The 18,283-nt window shown below is 70.2% G+C and carries 16 protein-coding genes; 11 read left to right on the top strand and 5 right to left on the bottom strand.

Going from position 1 to position 18,283, the window contains the following annotated elements:
• Positions 1 to 23: 23 nt before the first annotated feature.
• Complete coding sequence (locus C1I99_RS00215; RefSeq protein WP_111132116.1) at positions 24 to 1,121, bottom strand: LacI family DNA-binding transcriptional regulator; 1,098 nt, start codon at positions 1,119 to 1,121, stop codon at positions 24 to 26.
• A gap of 168 nt (positions 1,122 to 1,289) precedes the next feature.
• Here C1I99_RS00215 and C1I99_RS00210 point away from each other — a divergent pair, with 168 nt between their 5' ends.
• The 8 genes from C1I99_RS00210 (at position 1,290) to C1I99_RS33075 (ending at position 11,922) form a co-directional block, all read left to right on the top strand.
• The gene (locus C1I99_RS00210; protein ID WP_111132115.1) at positions 1,290 to 2,303 is read left to right on the top strand and encodes a hydroxyacid dehydrogenase; all 1,014 of its coding nucleotides are present in this window, start codon (positions 1,290 to 1,292) and stop codon (positions 2,301 to 2,303) included.
• A 55-nt stretch (positions 2,304 to 2,358) separates the two neighbouring features.
• On the top strand, positions 2,359 to 3,621 hold the full coding sequence (locus C1I99_RS00205; protein ID WP_111132114.1) for an ABC transporter substrate-binding protein: 1,263 nt from the start codon (positions 2,359 to 2,361) through the stop codon (positions 3,619 to 3,621).
• Positions 3,622 to 3,709: 88 nt separating this feature from the next.
• Positions 3,710 to 4,624: a carbohydrate ABC transporter permease gene (locus C1I99_RS00200; protein WP_111132113.1), complete on the top strand. Its 915-nt coding sequence runs from the start codon at positions 3,710 to 3,712 to the stop codon at positions 4,622 to 4,624.
• Positions 4,621 to 5,526, top strand: coding sequence for a carbohydrate ABC transporter permease (locus tag C1I99_RS00195; RefSeq protein WP_111132112.1), 906 nt, complete (start codon positions 4,621 to 4,623; stop codon positions 5,524 to 5,526). The genes C1I99_RS00200 and C1I99_RS00195 overlap by 4 nt, the downstream gene beginning before the upstream one ends.
• An 8-nt stretch (positions 5,527 to 5,534) precedes the next feature.
• Positions 5,535 to 6,248, top strand: a complete 714-nt coding sequence (locus C1I99_RS00190; protein WP_111132163.1) for a DUF624 domain-containing protein — start codon at positions 5,535 to 5,537, stop codon at positions 6,246 to 6,248.
• 156 nt (positions 6,249 to 6,404) lie between these two features.
• Positions 6,405 to 9,581 (top strand): glycoside hydrolase, encoded by a 3,177-nt coding sequence (locus C1I99_RS00185; RefSeq protein ID WP_199561838.1) that lies wholly within the window; start codon positions 6,405 to 6,407, stop codon positions 9,579 to 9,581.
• Between the two features lie 673 nt (positions 9,582 to 10,254).
• Positions 10,255 to 11,334, top strand: coding sequence for a hypothetical protein (locus C1I99_RS00180; RefSeq protein ID WP_158553875.1), 1,080 nt, complete (start codon positions 10,255 to 10,257; stop codon positions 11,332 to 11,334).
• Between the two features lie 360 nt (positions 11,335 to 11,694).
• The gene (locus C1I99_RS33075; protein ID WP_199561837.1) at positions 11,695 to 11,922 is read left to right on the top strand and encodes an MDR/zinc-dependent alcohol dehydrogenase-like family protein; all 228 of its coding nucleotides are present in this window, start codon (positions 11,695 to 11,697) and stop codon (positions 11,920 to 11,922) included.
• Positions 11,923 to 11,988: 66 nt separating this feature from the next.
• On the opposite strand, the gene C1I99_RS00170 is transcribed toward C1I99_RS33075, so the two are convergent.
• Genes C1I99_RS00170 through trpB form a run of 3 tightly spaced genes read right to left on the bottom strand, consistent with a single transcriptional unit; the run spans position 11,989 to position 14,680 of the window.
• Positions 11,989 to 12,744: a GntR family transcriptional regulator gene (locus C1I99_RS00170; protein WP_111132110.1), complete on the bottom strand. Its 756-nt coding sequence runs from the start codon at positions 12,742 to 12,744 to the stop codon at positions 11,989 to 11,991.
• On the bottom strand, positions 12,741 to 13,526 hold the full coding sequence (gene trpA, locus C1I99_RS00165; protein WP_267897449.1) for a tryptophan synthase subunit alpha: 786 nt from the start codon (positions 13,524 to 13,526) through the stop codon (positions 12,741 to 12,743). Before trpA ends, C1I99_RS00170 begins: the two co-directional genes overlap by 4 nt.
• Positions 13,523 to 14,680 (bottom strand): tryptophan synthase subunit beta, encoded by a 1,158-nt coding sequence (gene trpB, locus C1I99_RS00160; RefSeq protein WP_111132109.1) that lies wholly within the window; start codon positions 14,678 to 14,680, stop codon positions 13,523 to 13,525. The genes trpA and trpB overlap by 4 nt, the downstream gene beginning before the upstream one ends.
• Positions 14,681 to 15,036: 356 nt before the next feature.
• On the opposite strand from trpB, the gene C1I99_RS00155 reads away from it, so the two are divergent.
• Both C1I99_RS00155 and C1I99_RS00150 read left to right on the top strand, forming a co-directional pair.
• Positions 15,037 to 15,507 (top strand): hypothetical protein, encoded by a 471-nt coding sequence (locus C1I99_RS00155; protein ID WP_233512221.1) that lies wholly within the window; start codon positions 15,037 to 15,039, stop codon positions 15,505 to 15,507.
• 44 nt (positions 15,508 to 15,551) lie between these two features.
• Complete coding sequence (locus tag C1I99_RS00150) at positions 15,552 to 15,965, top strand: spore-associated protein A (protein ID WP_111132107.1); 414 nt, start codon at positions 15,552 to 15,554, stop codon at positions 15,963 to 15,965.
• A 184-nt stretch (positions 15,966 to 16,149) separates the two neighbouring features.
• Here C1I99_RS00150 and C1I99_RS00145 read toward each other — a convergent pair whose 3' ends face one another.
• Positions 16,150 to 17,115 carry an NBR1-Ig-like domain-containing protein gene (locus C1I99_RS00145; RefSeq protein ID WP_111132106.1) on the bottom strand — a complete coding sequence of 322 codons (966 nt, stop codon included), beginning with the start codon at positions 17,113 to 17,115 and terminating at the stop codon, positions 16,150 to 16,152.
• 717 nt (positions 17,116 to 17,832) lie between these two features.
• Here C1I99_RS00145 and C1I99_RS00140 point away from each other — a divergent pair.
• The coding region (locus C1I99_RS00140; protein ID WP_199561836.1) for a cellulose-binding domain-containing protein at positions 17,833 to 18,283 on the top strand (451 nt) is incomplete at its 3' end.

The raw sequence follows: 18,283 nt of genomic DNA, 5'->3' as shown, positions 1-18,283 counted from the left end.
CCGGGGGGCGAGCCGCCGACCGGTCAGCGGGGCGGCCGCGCCGTGGACGATTCCCGAATCACGAGTTCGGGGGTGATCAGCACCCGCTGCGAGGGCCGGCGCCTGCCCTCCAGCAGCCTGGCCACCATCAGCTCGACCGCCACCCGGCCCACCTGGCCCTTGGGCGGCCGGACCGCCGTCAGGGCTGGCTCGGCCAGGTGGGCGACCTCGTCGTCGTACGACACCAGGGCGAGGTCGTCGGGGATCGACACTCCCTGCTCGGCGCAGTACTGGGCAATGGACATCGCGTCGGGGTCGCCGTGCACGATCAGCGCGGTCGTGCGCGACCGGCGGCACCGGTGCAGGAGGTCGGCGATGATCTCCCGGTGCCCCGGTACGTCCAGTGTCACCGTTCCCCGGATCACCATGTCGTCGGGCAGGCCGAGGTCGGCGCAGGCCAGCGCCCACCCGCGGGCCAGGTGGGCGGAGGTGGGGCTACCCTTGGACAGCACGAGCCCGATCCGGTGGTGGCCGTGCTGGTGCAGGTGACGCACTGCCATCTCCAGGCCCAGCGAATGGTCGCTGCGCACCCACTCGAGCTGGCGGAGGGTGGGTGTCCACCGCGGCGTCTGCCGCTCCACCAGGATCGTCGGCACGGGCAGGTTCCCGATCCAGCCGATCATCTCGTCGACCCCGTCACCCTCCAGGCTGGGCGCCAGCAGCAGCCCCTGGACCTGCTGTGACTCGATGAGTCGGGTGATCTGCCGGCGGTCCTCGTCCGGGTCGTAGCTCGACCCGCGCAGTTGGATGTGCACGCCGAGGGACGCGGCGGCGTTGCGGGCGCCGGTGACGATCGACGGCCAGTAGTAGTCGAGCGACGGCACCACCATGCCGATGGTGAAACGGGTGGGCGCCGGGCGTTGGCGGCGGGGCTCCGGCCCCAGCTGGGTGGGGAGCGTGGCTCCCCCGTGCACCTTCGTCAGGAGGTTGTTCTCGGCGAGGGCGGTGATGTCGCGGCGTACGGTGAGTTCGCTGACGCCGAGGATCTGCGCCAGTTCCTTGACCCGTACCGCCCCGTGGCGGCGGAGTTCCTCCATCAGTCGCTCGCGGCGCTGGAGGTTGAACATCCGGTCGGTCGACATGGAGCCGCCCTTCAGGCTGATGTTCGTTTGTGAACGTTTCGGATCGACTCGGACCGCGTCGTAGCGACCATGTTCGGAATAGGTTATCCATGTCACCGAGACGAATTCAAAGGCTCCGCGACGGTCGAGCGTCGGCCAGCGATCCGTAACCGGGGAGACACGTTGACGGTGCAGTCCAAGCAGCAGGCGCTCGTCGTGATGAACCGGGAATCCTTCCGCGCCCACTTCGACGAGGCACGGCTGGCACGGCTCACCGAGCTGGTCGCCCTGGCCGACCCGATCTGGGTGGACGACCTGGACTCCCCGGCGGCCCGCGCTCGCCTGGCGGCGGCCGAGGTGCTGGTGACCTCCTGGGGGGCGCCGACGCTGACCGCCGAACGTCTGGCCGCCGCCCCGGCCCTGCGGGCCGTCTTCCACGGCGCCGGCAGCGTCCGTTCCCTGGTCACCAGCGAGGTCTGGCGGCGCGGCATCCGGGTCACCAACGCCGCCGACGCCAACGCCATCCCGGTCGCCGAGTACACCCTCGCCGCCATCATCTTCGCCGGCAAGAAGGCACCGTTCATCGCCGCGGATCCCGACGCCGCGTACCAGGGCTGGGGCCACCGCGACGGCTACGGGGATCTGTCCAACTATCGTCGGACGGTCGGCGTGGTCGGCTTCTCCCGGATCGGCCGCCGGGTGGTCGACCTCCTCGGCTGTCTCGACTCCGCCGAGTGCCTGGTGGCGGACCCCCACGCCGACCCGACCGAGGTCGCCCTGGCCGGCGCGACGCTGGTCGGCCTGCGCGAGATGCTACCGCGCAGCGAGATCCTGTCGCTGCACGCGCCCGCGCTGCCCAGCACCTACCACATGATCGGTGCGGCGGAACTCGCGCTGCTGCCCGATCACGCGACGGTCATCAACACCGCCCGGGGCAGCCTCGTCGACTCCGAGGCCCTCGCGGCCGAGTGCCGCTCGGGTCGGCTGTTCGCGATCCTCGACGTCACCGAACCCGAGCCGCTACCCGCTGACGCCGCACTGCGTGCCGTGCCGAACGTCATGATCACCCCGCACATCGCGGGGTCACTCGGCTCGGAGATCCTGCGGCTGACCGACCATACCCTCGACGAGTTGTCCCGATGGATCGCCGCCGAACCCCTCCAGGCCGAGGTCACCCCCGCGGCCCTGACGCTGCACGCCTGACCCGCCCGCGACTGCCCCCGGTCGTCGGGCTCAATCCCCCGATGAAGGAGCGCTCATGAAAAGAAGGTTTGCCACAGCCCTGGCGGTTGCCACCGGCCTCATGCTCGCCACCGCGGGATGCGGCGGTGGCGACGAGCCCGCCACCGGCGCCGACGGCCGGACCATCCTGACGGTCGCGCTGTGGAACTACGACACCACCCCCGAGTTCAAGGCCCTCATCGAGGCGTACGAGGCGGAGCACCAGGATGTCGACGTGCAGCCCGTCGACATCCTGGCCGACGACTACCACAAGAAGGTCACCACCATGCTGGCCGGTGGGGACAGCACCGACGTGCTCACCATGAAGAACGTCATCGACTACGCCCGGTACGGCACCCGCGGGCAGCTGGCCTCCCTCAAGGACGAGGTGGGCAAGCTCGACAAGAGCAAGTACCTGGGTCTGGACGCCTTCGACCTGGACGGCGACTACTTCGCCCTGCCCTACCGGCAGGACTTCTGGGTGCTCTACTACAACAAGAAGCTGCTGCAGAACTCCGGCGCCGACCTGACCAGCCTCACCTGGCAGGAGTACGCCGACCTGGCGAAGAAGACGACCACGGGTAGCGGCGCGAACACGGTGTACGGGACCTACCAGCACACCTGGCGGTCGCTGGTGCAGGCCATCGCTGCGGCCCAGACCGGAGGCGACCAGCTCGGCGGTGACTACGGCTTCATGAAGCCGCAGTACACCATGGCGCTGGACCTGCAGAAGTCGGGGGCGATGCTGCCGTGGGCCACCGCCAAGACCCAGAAGGTCACCTACCACACGATGTTCTCCGAGGAGAAGGCGGCGATGCTGCCGATGGGCACCTGGTACGCCGCCCGGCTGATCGAGGAGAAGAAGGCCGGCAAGATCAGCGTCGACTGGGGCATGGCGCCACTGCCGCAGGCGACCGAGGGCGCGTCCACGACGTTCGGCTCGCCCACCGCGTTCGCGGTGAACAAGAAGGCCCGCAACGCCGAGGCGGCGAGGAAGTTCGTGACCTGGGCGTCGGGTGAGAAGGGCGCGGCGGCCATCGCGAAGATCGGGGTCTTCCCGGCGTACACCGACGCGACCATCGCGGACCTCTACTTCGGGGTGGACGGGATGGCCAACGACGAGGTGGCGAAGAAGGCGTTCCAGCCGGGCGAGGTGAAGCTGGAGATGCCGGTGAGCGAGAAGTCCTCCGACGTCGACAACATCCTCAAGGAGGAGCACGAACTCATCATGAGCGGCGAGAAGTCCATGGACGCCGGCATCGCCGAGATGGGCAAGCGGGTCAAGTCCGAGGTCAGCTGACCGTGGGGTGCCCCGGGGTCTGCCGCCCCCGGGGCACCGCCCGCCCCAGGAAAGGAGGAACGTCCGGGTCCCGGACGAGCACCCCACCATGGTTTCCACCACCGCACCCGCCGCGTCCACCCCCCGGGCGCGCAGGCTCAGCCGGCGCAACACGCTGGCCGGCTGGAGCTTCATCCTGCCGAACTTCATCGGCTTCGCGGCCCTCACGCTGGTGCCCGTCGTCGCCTCGCTGGCCCTGGCCTTCATGAAGTGGAACTCCTACAGCACGCCCGAGTGGGTGGGCCTGGACAACTTCCGCCGCATGGTGGACAACGCCAACTTCTGGACCGCGCTGTACAACACCACCTACTACGCGGTCGGCCACGTGCCGCTCACCCTCGTCGCCGCCCTGGGCTTCGCCGTCCTGCTCAACCGCAAGCTGCGGGGGGTGCGGTTCTTCCGGACGGCGCTGTTCTTCCCGTACATCACCTCGCTGGTCGCCGTGGCGGTGGTCTGGAACATGCTGTTCAGCCCCGACGCCGGCCCGGTGAACCAGTTCCTGCGCGCGGTGGGCGTCGACAGTCCGCCCGGCTGGACCACCTCGACGACCTGGGCCATGCCCGCGCTGATCATCACCAGCGTGTGGCGGGACATGGGCTACTACATGGTGCTCTACCTGGCCGGGCTGCAGACCATTCCCGGTGAACTCTACGAGGCCGCCGAGATGGACGGCGCCTCCGCCTGGGAGCGGTTCTGGCACATCACGCTGCCCTCGTTGCGCCCGACCACCTTCTTCGTCCTGATCATGCTGACCATCTCCAGCTTCAAGGTCTTCGACCTGGTCCAGGTGATGACCGAGGGCGGGCCCGGCCGGTCCACCCTCGTCCTCTCGCAGCTGATCTTCCGGGAGGGCATCGAGCAGGGGCGCTTCGGATACTCCTCCGCCATCGCGATGGTCCTGTTCGTGGTCGTCCTGCTCATCACGGTGGTCCAGTTCCGGCTTCAGCAGAGGAAAGAGCGATGACCGCGACCGCCACCACACCGGAGCGCCGCGACGGCTCTTACACCGGCGCCGCCCCCGTGCGGCCACGGGCACCGCGCCGGCGAGGCACCGCCGTCGCCGGGCGGATCGCCCTGCATGTCCTGCTGACGATCCTCGGGCTCGCCGTCATGGTCCCGTTCCTGTGGATGGTGATGTCCTCGCTGAAGCTCGACTCCCAGGTCTTCACCGTGCCGATCAGGTGGATTCCCGAGGAGTTCCACTGGGACAACTACACCCGCATCTGGGTCCGGATCCCGCTGGCCACCTACCTGAAGAACTCGCTGTTCCTCAGCGTCGTCATCACGGCGCTGCAGGTGCTCACCGGCAGCTTCGCGGCGTACGGATTCGCCAAGGTCCGCTTCCCGGGCCGCGACACGCTCTTCATCGCGTACGTCGCCACGATCGCCGTGCCGTGGCAGGCGTACATGGTGCCGCAGTACATCATCATGGAGAAGGCGGGCCTGGTGAACACCCACCTGTCGCTGATCCTGCTGCAGGCCTTCGGCGCGTTCGGGGTGTTCCTGATGCGGCAGTACTACCTCACCATCCCCGACGAGTTGTGCGAGGCCGCCCGCGTGGACGGCCTGAGCGAGTACGGCATCTGGGCGCGGATCGTGCTACCGCTGTCCAAGCCGGCGCTGGCCAGCCTCGCCCTGCTGACCTTCGTCAATACCTGGAACGACTACATGGGTCCGTTCATCTACCTCACCAGCAACGACCTGTGGACGGTGCAGATCGGCCTGCGCTCCTTCGTCGGCGTCTACGACTCGGAGTACGCCATGATCATGACCGGCTCGGTGCTGTCGGTGCTGCCGATCCTGACGGTCTTCCTCATCGGGCAGCGCTACTTCGTCCAGGGCATCGCCACCAGCGGGCTGAAGTGACGGCCGACATGACCGCTCCCACCACACGCCACCGGACGCTCTCGGGCCGGGTCAACGTCAGCGCGGACACCTGGACGACGATCTGGTCGTTCGTACACCGGGTCCTCGTCGTCAACCTCGGCCTGGCGGTCACCAACCTTCCGCTGCTCGCGGCGCTGGCCGTGGTCGCGCAGCCCTGGCGCTACCCGGTGTTCTTCGGGCTGTTGTCGATCAGCGTCGGCCCGTCGCTCGCCGCGGCCTTCGGCTACCTGGGCCGGGCGGCGGCGCCACCCGACCAACCTCCCGTACGCGACTTCGTCCGCGCCTACCGGCGATCCTTCGCCCCGGCGGTCGCCCGCTGGTCGGCCACCGTGGCGCTGCTCGCCGTGCTCACCACCGACATCGTCGTCCTGCACGACTCCCCCTCCGGGGTGGTGCTCGTTCCGCTGCTGGTCGTCACGGCGGTCCTCGTGCTCGCCGCGGGCGTGCTGGTGGTAGCGCTGACCGTGCTGGCCCCGCACCTGGGCCTCGGGCCAGCCGTCCGGATCGCCGTGTACACCGCGGTGCGGCGCTCGCCGCTCAGCCTCTTCAGTCTGGTCCTGCTGCTCGTGGCCGTGCTGTCGGTCAACCAGGCACCGCTGCTGGGGCTGGCCACCGTACCGGGATGCGCGCTCGTCGTGGTGTGGGCCAACAGCAGGGCCGCCCTCGCCCACCTCCTCCCCGACGACGAACCGGAGCACTGAACCGCCCACGGCGGTCCCGGCACCGGAGCCGCCACCGTCCCGTCACCACCGTGCGGGACGTCACCCACCACCGGCGGCCGTCATACCCGGCCGCAGGGTCGGCAACCCACCTCAGCCCACACCGGAAGGCCACCACCACCCCCGCGAGGAGAGACCATGACCGGACGCTCCACCCCGACTCGGCTGGCAACCTTGCTCACCGCGACCGCCATGGCCGTCGCCACCGCCACGGCCGGGCCACTGCCCGCCGTCGCCACCGCCGCCGACACCGTCCCCACCGTCGTCGTGACACCCGATCCGTCCTACCGCGAGCCGACCTGGGAAGGCTGGGGCACGAGCCTCGTCTGGTTCGCCAACGCCACCGGCGGCTACCCCGACGAGATCCGCAACCGCTTGGTGGACCTGCTCTTCGGCGACGACGGGCTGCGGCTGAACATCGCCCGGTACAACATCGGCGGCGGCAACGCCCCCGACGTGCGGACCGACTACATGAAGGCCGGCGCCACGATGCCCGGCTTCTGGAAGGCTCCCGCCGGCACCACCCGCACGGACGTCGACTGGTGGGATCCGGACAACCCCGAGCACTGGAACTGGGACGCCGACGCCAACCAACGCTGGTGGGTCGACCAGATCAAGGACAGGGTCGACCAGTGGGAGGCGTTCAGCAACTCCCCGCCGTACTTCCAGACCGTCAGCGGCTACGTCTCCGGCGGCTTCAACTCCAGCACCGACCAGATCCGCGCCGACCGCGTCGACGACTTCGCCACCTACCTGCTCCGGGTCACGGAGCGCCTGGAGGCCACGCACGGCATCAGGTTCGACACCATCGAACCGCTCAACGAGCCCAACACCCCTTACTGGGGCACCCAGCTGGGCCCCGACGGCCAGCCCACCGGCGGTCGACAGGAAGGCGCCCACGCCTCCCCGGCCCTGCAGCAACAGGTGATCCTGGCGCTGGCCCGTCGACTCGACGGCGCCGGGACGCAGGCGCGGATCGCCGCCATGGACGAGACCGACCCGGCGCGCTTCGCCACCAACTGGAACGGCTGGAGCGCCGAGACCCGCGCGGTCGTCGACCGGCTCAACGTGCACACCTACGGCACCAGCCGGCGCACCACCGTCCGCGACATCGCCAAGGGCGCCGGCAAGCCGCTGTGGATGAGCGAGGTCGACGGCACCTGGGGCAACGGGCAGAGCTTCACCAGCATGGAACCCGGCCTCGGCATCGCCGAGCGCATCGTCAACGACGTCCGCGAACTCGAACCCTCCGCCTGGGTGCTGTGGCAGCCCATCGAGGACTACAACCCGCAGCACGCCGCGAACAAGAACTGGGGCGCCATCCAGATCCCGTTCGACTGCACCGCCCAGGACACGCTGCAGACCTGCCCCGTCCGGATCAACACCAAGTTCCACACCCTGCGCCACTTCACCCACTACATCCGGCCCGGCGACCATGTCGTCAAGGTGGACGACACCGCCAGCCTCGCCGCCGTGTCAGCCAACGGCAGGACCGCGACCGTCGTACACGTCAACAGCTCCGACACGGGTCGCCGGGTCACCCTCGACCTGTCCCGGTTCGGCCACGTCAGGCCGGGAGCGACCGTCACGCCGGTCGTCACCGACGCCTTCGGCGCCCTGGTCCGACACGAACCCGTCCGGGTCGACCGGAAGTCCGCCGCCTTCACCGTGCCGGCGAAGTCCGTGACGACCTTCGTCGTCGACGGCGTGCGGGGCGTCGCCGGCGACGCCGCCCTCGTCCAGGACGGCCACGTGTACCGGCTGCAGGGCGTGCAGAGCGGTAGGTCGTTGACGCCCGCCGGTTCGTCCCTGGTGATCCGCACCAGCGAGCCGAGCGCCACCCCACTCTGGGGGATCTCCCCGATCACCGCCGACACCGGCAACCGGGCCCGCCACCTGCTGTCCACCGGGGACCGCACGCTGGTGCTGCGTGGTGGTTCCCTCACGCTGGAGCAGTCCTCGGCGGAACTCGCCGCCGACCCGGCCGCGCAGTGGCTCCTCTCCACCACCGGCGACGGCACGTACACCCTGGTCAACGCCGCGACCGGGCGGCTGCTCGACGTCACCGGCCAGGCCACCGCCGAGGCCTCGCCAGTCGGAACCTACCCGCCGACCTCCGGGGACAACCAGCGCTGGTTGATCGTGGACGAGACGGTGCGCTCCACTGTCGACGCCGAGGTCTTCACCACCCCCGGCACGCCGCCGGTGCTGCCCGCCACGGTCACGCCGGTCTACCGCGACGGTCCCCGGGGCTCGCTTCCGGTCGTGTGGCAGGCGCCGCCGGAGAGCCGGTGGTCCGTTCCCGGCACGGTCACGGTGCGCGGCACCGCCACCGATCCGCTCGGCCGTGCGGTCAAGGCCCGGGCCGTCGTCACCGTCGACACCGTCGTCGGCACCGAGCCGGCCCGCGCCAAGGCGTACCCGGGCGGGCAGCCGGACCTGCCCGCGACGGTGACCGGCGTGGCTGCCCACGGCGCGCGGGTCCCGCTGCCGGTAACCTGGTCCGCTCCCCCGGCCTACGACCGGACGGGGGTCTTCGACCTGCCCGGCACCGCAGCCCTGCCCGACGGGAGCACCCTGCCGGCGGCCCTCCGCGTGCAGGTCACCGCGCCGGTCCTGGTCAACGCGGCCACCGACGCGGGTGTCCGGGCCACCGCGACCTACACCGAGAGCGGCTACTCGGCCGACCGGCTCCACGACGGCGTCACCGCGCAGAAGGCCTGGTCGAACTGGCGTTCCGGAACCAAGAACAGCACCGACACGCTGACCTTCCTGCTGCCGGCGGCGCGGGGCATCGCCGACGTCCGGGTCCACTTCCACCGCGACGCCGACGCCGACACGTACGCCCGGTCGGTGCGGGCCGAGGTCCGCGATGCCACCGGCGCCTGGGTGCGCGCCAGCGACGAGGTCACCGTACCGGCGGGCGCACCGGCGCCGGTGGTCACCGTGCCGCTGTCCGCCGTCCCCACGACCGACGGGGTACGCCTGGTTCTCACCGCCCGCCCGGGGCTCTGGATGACCGTCGGCGAGGTGCAACTCCTCGCGCCGACACCGGGGCAGTCCCCGGACGCGGCGCTGTCCTCGCTGGCCGTCGACGGAGCGCCCGTGGCCGGCTTCTCCCCAGACCTCCTCGCGTACACGGTCGACGCCCGCAGAGGCGCGCTGGCGGCCACCACGCGGGACCCGTACGCGGCCGTGTCCGTCACCCCGGTGGGCTCCGACCGGACCGCCACCGTCACGGTGACCAGCGAGGACGGCAGCCAGACCCGCACCTACACTGTCCAATTCGCCGCTGACCGGCGGCGGGGACGCTGAGACCGCGAGGCCGCCGCCCGGCCCCCTGCACTACCGCCGAGGTCATGACGCGGCGGTGGGGCCGGCGGCGGCCCGGCCACTCGACGTCGGCACAGACGGCGTACGCCACCACACTCGAACACGCGACGCCGAGCCGGCGACATGTAACACCGAGTCGGCAAGCGACGATAACCAACCGTGGACATCCGACGTGCGCGGCTGTCCACGGCCGGGCGGAGCGTCCCCCACCCTCGGCGTTCCGCCCGGCCCACCATCTGACAACAAGCACCAGCGGTCCTCGGCGGCGGCACCACGGCCAGCGCCTACGGGGTAAGCCGGCAGGCCGCCAGCCTCCGCCACCTCCCGTCTCCTGCCGCCGCCACCCAACGTGATCGAACCGCGAGTGGACGCGTTCCTGGTCCTCGCTCTCCGGGGCCCCGGCACCAGCAAAGCGCAGCCCTTCACGTGACTCCCTGGGCACCCTTCACCGGATGGCTTACCGGCCCTGCCGGCCGGCTGTGACCTGGTGGTGGCCGTGCACGTCGAGATCAGATCGACTGAGTACCGGGAGCGGCGGGGTTGAGTATCGCGCCACTCATGCCGGATCGGGGTGACGTGTGCTGGGGTGTTCGGGGCGCCATCCCGGCGCCTCGTACCGGTTATGGAGGGTCCGTCCCCGATGCGCTGTCCCGCCGTGCTCCATCGCGCGCTCGCCGCCACCGCGATGGCCGCGCCCTTGGCCGCTGGTCTCGTTCTCGTCACCGCCATGCCCGCCGCTGCCGCCGACCCCAGGGAGGTCCGGTTCTCGTCGCTGTGCGGCGCGGTGCGCGTGGACTGGGGGCCCGACGGCCGCGTGATCGGCGACCCCGGCCTCGGACGGACCCTTGTACTGCGCAACGGCGCCGTGGTCGAGGAGTTCGACATGGGGCCGCGCGGCAACCACCAGATCGGCGCGGCGCCCGGCGACATCGTCGAGCTGCGCTGGCCCGACATCGGCCAGTCCCGCGACTACCGGTACCTGGTGCGGCGCGACTGCGACAACCCGCCGCGGCTACGGGTCACCCCGCAGCACGACTGCTTCCGGGCGGAGCTGAAGCTGGAGAACTCCGGCTCGACGCCGATCGAGGGGTTCGCGGTGGCGTCTCCGGAGCCGCCGCGCCAGCATCCGATCTCCATCCCGCCGGGCAGTTCGTACCGCTACCTGCCACTGTCCGACGGCGACCGGTACGGCCTACGCGCCACGCTGCCCGACGGCAGCTACGCGCTGTGGCTGGCGGCCACCTACCGCCTGCCGGACGGGTGCGACCGTGACCACATCACCGTGCAGGTGGACGACGCCTGCCAGGGCGTACAGGTGCGGGTGGCCAACGGCGCGGACGGCGCGATCGTGCTGGCAGTCGGGGCGGAGGGGCGCGGCAACTTCTACCACCGCAACGTGCCCGCGCGCACCACACACACCTTCGTGGTGCCCGTCGAGACGGGTACGGTGCTGCGGCTGCGCGACGTCACCGGCAACCTGGACTTCGGCGGGCACACGGTCGGCGAGGCGAGCTGCGCCACCCCGACGCCGTCCGGCGGCGCCGACCCGACGTCCGCGCCAAGCGTCGAGCCCACCGCCGGTGGGCCGGGCGGCGGCGGTGGCCTGCCGGTGACCGGGGTTCAGACCGCCGCGCTGGCCGGTGGGGGCGCGATGCTGGCCGCGGCCGGCGTGACGCTGCTGATGATCGTCCGCCGCCGGCGGCTCCGGTTCACCGCGCCGGGGGTGGACCGGTGACCGGGCCCGGTCGGGGCCGGCGGAGGGCGGCGGCCGTCGCGGCCCTCCTCGCCTTCGCGGCTGGCGCGCTGCTCGTGGCGCCGCCGGCTGTGGCGGCGTCCGGCTAGTTCCTGCCGGCCGAGGCGGACGCGGAAGGATGAGTACGTCGTCACGCTCGCCCTGAAGGAACCCGACAAGGTAGACGCCGTGGCCGAACGGCTGGCCGCCGACTACCAGGGCAAGCTGCGGCACGTCTTACCGGCACACGCTGATCCGGGTCACCGCCTCAGGCGTCAACTTCGCCGACGTCATGCAGACCTACGGCACGTACCACGGCGGCCCGCGGCCGCGGGGTTCGAGGCCGCTGGTGAAATCGTCGCTGTGGGCGAGGAGGTGACCGGCCTGACCCTCGGCGCCCACATCATCGGCACCGGGTACGGCGCCTTCGCCGAATACATGGTGCTATCCGCGGTCGCGGTGGCGCCGGTGCCGGCGGGCTGGGCCGACGAGCAGGCGCTCGGCCTGGTCCTCAACTGGGCCACCGCACTGGCCGCGCTCAAGTCGCTGGGCCGCATCGCCGCCGGCGAGGTGCACCCGTACGTCAGGTGATGGACGTCCATCGTGGACCTGCCGTCCAGGGCCGAGCACGCACGGCACCACGGGCTGCGCACGTAGTCACCCGCTCGCGCCCCATGCCAGGGACAGTCCGGTGGCTGCCCGTTCCGTTCGGATCTGCATCATGCTGCCGAGGATCGTTGCCCGGTCGACGACGACGGCGGTGGCATCCAGCGTGTACGTGATTCGGTCACTGACGAAGACCGGGCTCCCAGCGGTCTCCTTTAGATGACGCGCCGTGGCAGGGCTCAGCAGGCCGGGCCGGATCGTCTCGGCCGCGCGGGCAACCGCGACGTTGGCGTCGGCGAGCGCGCCGTAGAGCGAGACGTTCGTGAAGTCGCGATCACGAATCTGGTCGGCCTGTGGTTGGCGGATCCAGGAAACCTGGTGGATCGCGGGGCGTCCGGCGAACTCGCGGAGCCGTTCCAGCCGCAGGGCGGTGTCGCCGGGCGGGATGCGGAGCTGGGCGGCGATGCGCGTTGACGCGCGGCGGATCGAGCGCGCCAGGACGACGGTACGCACGGCGTGGCCCTGTTTCTTCAGATCGTCGGCGAGGCTCTGCAGCGAGCCGAGTTGGTACGCCAGGTGGGGCGGGGCGACGAAGGTGCCCCGCCCCGGCTGCTGGACGATGAGGCCGTCGTCGCTGAGTTGCCGAAGCGCCTGGCGGAGGGTCATCAGGGTGACCCCGTACGCGGCGCTCAGCTCACGTTGGGCTGGTAGCGCCTCGCCCGGGGCGTAGTGGCCCGCCCGGATCTTCGCGGCGAGGTCCGCGGCGATAGCCCGGTACCTCGCCTCGTGTCCGGAACTGCTGGTCAACGTCGGTCACGCTCCTGGTCGAGTGCTCGGCGCATCCTAGCGAGGTCGGCACCGACGTCGTGCGGGATGGCTCCGTCCAGTACCCGACGCATGACCGCGGCGCCGACAATGACACCGTCGGCGCTTCGGGCGGCTTCGACCGCATGCTCCGGCGTGGAGATGCCGAACCCGACCATGACCGGGCGCTCCGTGCTGCGCTTGATCCTACTGGCGAGGGTCGTGGCGGACTCGGCAACGACGGATCGCTCGCCGGTCGTACCCATCAGTGACACGGCGTAGATGAAGCCACGGCTGCGCCGGGCGATCTCGTCCAGTCGTGGTTGGGGCGTCGCCGGCGAGGCGAGCAGGACCAGGTCGATGCCGGCGGAGGCGGCCGCATCCTCGAGGTCGCCAGCCTCGTCCAGCGGAAGGTCCGGCACGATCAGGCCGGTGACTCCGGCATCGCGGAGCGCCGCGCAGAACCGCTCCGGACCGTCGTGGACGACGAGGTTGTAGTACGTGCTGGCAACCAGCGGAACGTCGTGTTCGAGACCGCTGATGTCGCCGAGGATGTCGCGAGCCGTCGCACCACGCGCCAACGCTGCGTCGGTCGCCTGCTGGATGGTGACACCGTCCAGCGTGGGATCGGAGAACGGCAGACCGACCTCGATCGCGTCGGCGCCCGCGTCGGCGAAGGCACGCAGATAGTCGACCCAGGTCGGGGTGATGCCGCCGGTGACGTACGGCATCAGCAGCTTGCGGCCGGCGTCGCGGCGGTCCCGCAGGCGCGTTTCGAGTGTCACAGCTGCTCCTTCAGGGTCGAAACATCCTTGTCGCCTCGCCCGGACAGGGTGAGCAGGACGGTCGCACCGGACGGCAGCTCGCCCGCGCCCGCCGCACGGATCACCCAGGCGACCGCGTGCGCCGACTCGATGGCCGGGACGATCCCTTCGGTGCGGGCGAGCCGTACCAAGGCGGAGATCGCCTCGTCGTCGGTCACCGTGACGTAGCGAGCCCGGCCGAGATCGCGCAGGTACGCGTGCTCGGGCCCGACACCCGGATAGTCCAGTCCCGCGGCGACGGAGTGCGCCTCGACAATCTGCCCGTGGCCGTCCTGCAGAAACAGCGAACGGGCACCGTGCAGCACGCCGGCCCGGCCCAGAGCCGCGCCGGCGCCGCCCTCGGCCTCCACGCCCACCAACCGGGCGGACGTGTCGACGAAACCCGCGAAGGTGCCCGCCGCGTTGGAGCCGCCGCCGACACACGCCACCACGTAGTCCGGCACCCCGGTGCTCAGCTCGCTGGCGCACTGACCGCGTGCCTCGTCACCGATCACCCGCTGGAAGGTCCGCACCATCCATGGGTAGGGGTGGGGCCCGATGACCGAGCCGACGCAGTAGTACGAGTCTTCCGTCGCGCCGACCCAGTGGCGCATCGCCTGGCTGGTGGCGTCTTTGAGGGTACGGCTACCGGTCCCGACTGGTATCACCTCGGCGCCCAGCATGCGCATCCGGAACACGTTGAGCGCCTGCCGCTCGATGTCACGCTCGCCCATGAATACGGTCGCCTTCAGCCCAAGCAGTGCGGCTACGGTCGCGGTCGCCACACCGTGTTGCCCGGCGCCCGTCTCAGCGATCAGGCGGGTCTTGCCCATCCGACTCGCGAGCAGCGCCTGACCTGTCACGTTGTTGATCTTGTGTGAGCCGGTATGGGCCAGGTCCTCGCGCTTGAGCAGCAGGTTGATACCCAACTCCGCGGACAGGCGTCGGACCGGAGTCAGCGGTGTCGGCCGACCGATGTGCACCGCCAGCAGCCTCGCGAGGCTGCCCCGAAAGCCGGGGTCCACCCAGGCCTCCCGGAAGGCTTCCTCCACCTCCCGGCAGGCGGCCACCAGCGACTCCGGCACATACCCGCCCCCGTACTCACCGAACCTTCCCTGCCGCCCGGGGTCGCTCATCCCACCGGGTCGCGGTGGCAACAGCACATCAGTCAAGAAACTCACCTCACCGTGCGCCACAGCCGGCGCGGTCCAGTCGATCAGTACTGAGTTCTATAACTCACCAGAGAGTTCTATAACTCTTGACCCGAGTGTGGCACAACGACGGCCGGTGCGCCACCGCCGCAGCCGGGACCGGGCCGTTGACGGCTGCCGCACGGGAGCATCCGGACGAATTGGCCGGGAAGCGGTAGCTTCCTTGGCCCGCGTGTCAGTACGCCTCCGAAGCCGTGCGCCGCTCCCCTCGGTCGAGGCTCTGACCTGGGGGTTAGTTCTCCGAATAATCCACTGGAAGATCACTGGACGAAGATCGCTTGGTGTCGGCCAGCGCGCATGCCAGCGTCATGCGCAACCACTCACAGCAGAAAGGGAAACTTGTGCGCATTTCGCAGAAGGTCGCCGCGCTGGGATTCGCGGCGGCCGCCGCGACGGCCGGAGCCATGGTCAATGCCGCACCCGCGCACGCTGCGCTCTACGGCGGGCAGTGCGGCTCCGGCTATGGCGTCGTCAACCTGATCGACCTTCCCGACAGCCGGGGCACGGTGTACCTGACCTACAACTCGTCCACGGGGAAGAACTGCGTCGTTACCGTGCGGGAGAACCCGGGGACCGCCACGCTCATGGAGGCGTACCTCCGCCGTTCCGGCACCTCGTCCTGGGTGAAGGACAGCGGCAACTACACGACCTACGCGGGGCCGGTCTACGTGTCGGCGGCAGGCTCGTGCGTGGACTGGGGCGGCACCATCGGAACCGCCTCCAGGACGCGCTACGGCACCAACTGCGGCTGACCCGACCGACAGACCCGACTGACGGCAAGCACCGGAGGAACCACATGAAGCTCGTCAAGACCACCGCCGCAACCTTCGCCTGCACCGCCACCATGGTGGCCGGAGCGTTGGCCGCGGCGACCCCGGCGTACGCGGCCACCTACGGAGGCGAGTGCGGGTCCGGCTACGGCGTCGTGAACTCCGCCGCGATCGGCACCAAGGGGACCGTGTTCCTCACCTACAACTCGTCCACGGGCAAGAACTGCGTGATCGCCAAGCGGAACACCGCCGGCTCGGCCGTGCTCATCGAGGCGGGCCTGGCGGTCCACCCGGTCGGAAACCACTGGACGGCCTACGAGGGCGGCTACTTCACGTCCTACGCCGGTCCGATCTACCTGTCCGCAGCGGACAAGTGCGTGGACTGGATGGGCCGCATCAGCGGCACCGAGGGCGGCAAGCGCGGTACCAACTGCGGCTGACCCACCCCGATGTCCAGGTGAGCCGGCCCTCCGGCGAACTTGCGCACCGGATGTGAGCGAGGGGTGTGAACGGGGGCGAAGCCTGCCGGTGCGATCCGGCACCGGCAGGCTTCGCCGCCTCGCCGCGTGGTTCGTAGCCAGCTGGACCGATGTGTGAACGGGGATGTACGGGTCGGTACGGAAGTCACGGGCCACCGACCCGTACATCCAGGAAGACCGGACGCTTGAGCGGGAAATGCGTTCGTCCCTGCTCGTCGGCCATCTTCCAGTAGATTTTGCATCTTCCGGGCTTGCTGGGGGTCCGGACAGTCACCGCGATGTCCACGGCCTCTCCCGGCCTTGTCTGCGGGATGGCGACCGCCTTCGGCGCTTGGCAGGGCTCTTCGTTCACACGTGCCAAAAAGCGGTTGGCCCACAACACTGAGCCCGTATTGCGGATCCTCCAGATCTTCGTGAACGAGGAGTTCGGCGGCACCAGAGTCCCGTCGGGATAGGTGATGTCGCCTTCGAATTGAGAGTCGTCATGATTGGGCGACGCGGCGCCCCCTGGCGCCACCCTGGCATTGCTCTTGCCTGCCTGCCGGTCGAGCACGACGAAGGCGAGAACAGCACCGGTGAGGACAGCCATGGCCGCGGCCACGCCGGCGATGACGATGCGCCGACGGCCGCGCAGCCGGGGTGGTGAAGGCGGCGAAGGCGGTGAAGGCTCGACGGCGACGGCCGGAGCCGTCCGTCCACATCTGCTGTCGCCGGTACGGCCGGCTTCGCCGGTCGGCCTGGGCTCCTGGATCTCGCTGGTGTCGGACAGCGGCGTCCCCTTGAACGCCGTGGACGCCTCCGATGCCCCGGGTGGTTCGGGCACCGCGTCGGCGGCCGACGCGGTGCCCGCCGAATGCCCGGCAGCCTTGGCCTGCATCCAGCGCTCCCGCCACTCCTTCTCGGTGTCCAGCGGGTCGTGGCCCAGCCGGTCGACGGCGAGAACTCGTACGAACTCCCATGTCGTCTCCCAGCTGGGAAGAATCCGGCCCTGGGCCGCGGCGGCCAGCGACGACTTCGAGGCGGCCGCACCCAGGCGCACGGACATCTCCTCGTACGAGGGATCGCCCGCCACCTGCTTCAATCGCCACAGCCGGTCGGCGAAGGCGCCCACCGGGCCCGAATCAGGATCGGGGCGCGTCGGCCGTCGCCCCCGCCGCCGCGGTACCCGATGCTGACCTTGCGCTTCTTTCTCCACTTTCCCCACCTCATGAGAACCGAGCACGCAATTGCGGCCGCGCGTCCGGCGCATGGGCACGATATCCGTGAGGTGGATTCCTTCCTCGCTGGTGCAGAGCAGCGCCGGCGGGTAGAAGTACAGGTCACGCCTCTTCGCCGATACAGGCGGTCCTGAACGCGCCGCGTGTCCGTCTCGCGCCGGAGACCCTGACCGGCAACGCAGATCAGTCCTGAGCTGCAGCGAAATGGATGCCTGCCGTCCGGCAAGAGGTCGTACGAGATTTTGACCACTCGACCGGCCCGACGTTGACGATGTCCAAGCCCGCTCGGCTTCGGGGCAAGCCGATCCGAAAGACCGCTCGAAGCTCCCGTGCTGGGCGGTCGTTCATGGTCGACTGCTGTCCTACCGGGAGCTTGCACCGACCCCGGTATGCCCCGCGGCCACCGGTCAGCGTCAGGGAAGTACGCCACCTTCGCTGACGAAAACTATTTCGGCAAGAGGTACCGCCAACTACGGCGATGCTTGCGAAATACCGGTGCGGGCTGCTTGCTGACGTCTCGTGCCACCACTTAGTTTGCATGGACAACAATCAATCTATGCCCTGGTGGTCGATGCCCGCGGCGCCCGGGCCTGACAGTGGAGGGACAGCCCATGACATTGCCCAGAACAGGCGCACGGCTGGTGATCGCGGTGGTCGCTGCGCTGGCCACCACCGGCGGCGCGGCGCTCACGGTCACCGGAGCGCAGGCTGCCGCACCCGGCTGCCGGGTCGACTACCGGATCACCAATCAGTGGCCCGGCGGCTTCGGCGCCGATGTTACCGTCACCAATCTCGGTGATCCACTCAACGGCTGGACGCTGGCCTGGACGTACACCGCCGGGCAGAGCGTCAGCCAGGCATGGAACGCCACCGTTAACCAGAGCGGCAACCGGGTCACCGCCACCAACGTCAGCTACAACGGCGCCCTGGGCACCGGAGCCGGCACCTCCTTCGGCTTCAACGGCTCCTGGGGTGGGAGCAACCCGGCACCGGCCACGTTCGCCCTCAACGGTGTGACGTGCACCGGCGCGCCGGGCACTCCGGCGCCGACCACCCCCGCGC

The sequence above is a fragment of the Micromonospora deserti genome (assembly GCF_003236335.1).
Classification (GTDB): domain Bacteria; phylum Actinomycetota; class Actinomycetes; order Mycobacteriales; family Micromonosporaceae; genus Micromonospora; species Micromonospora deserti.
This window is presented reverse-complemented; position numbering and strand designations above follow the sequence as displayed.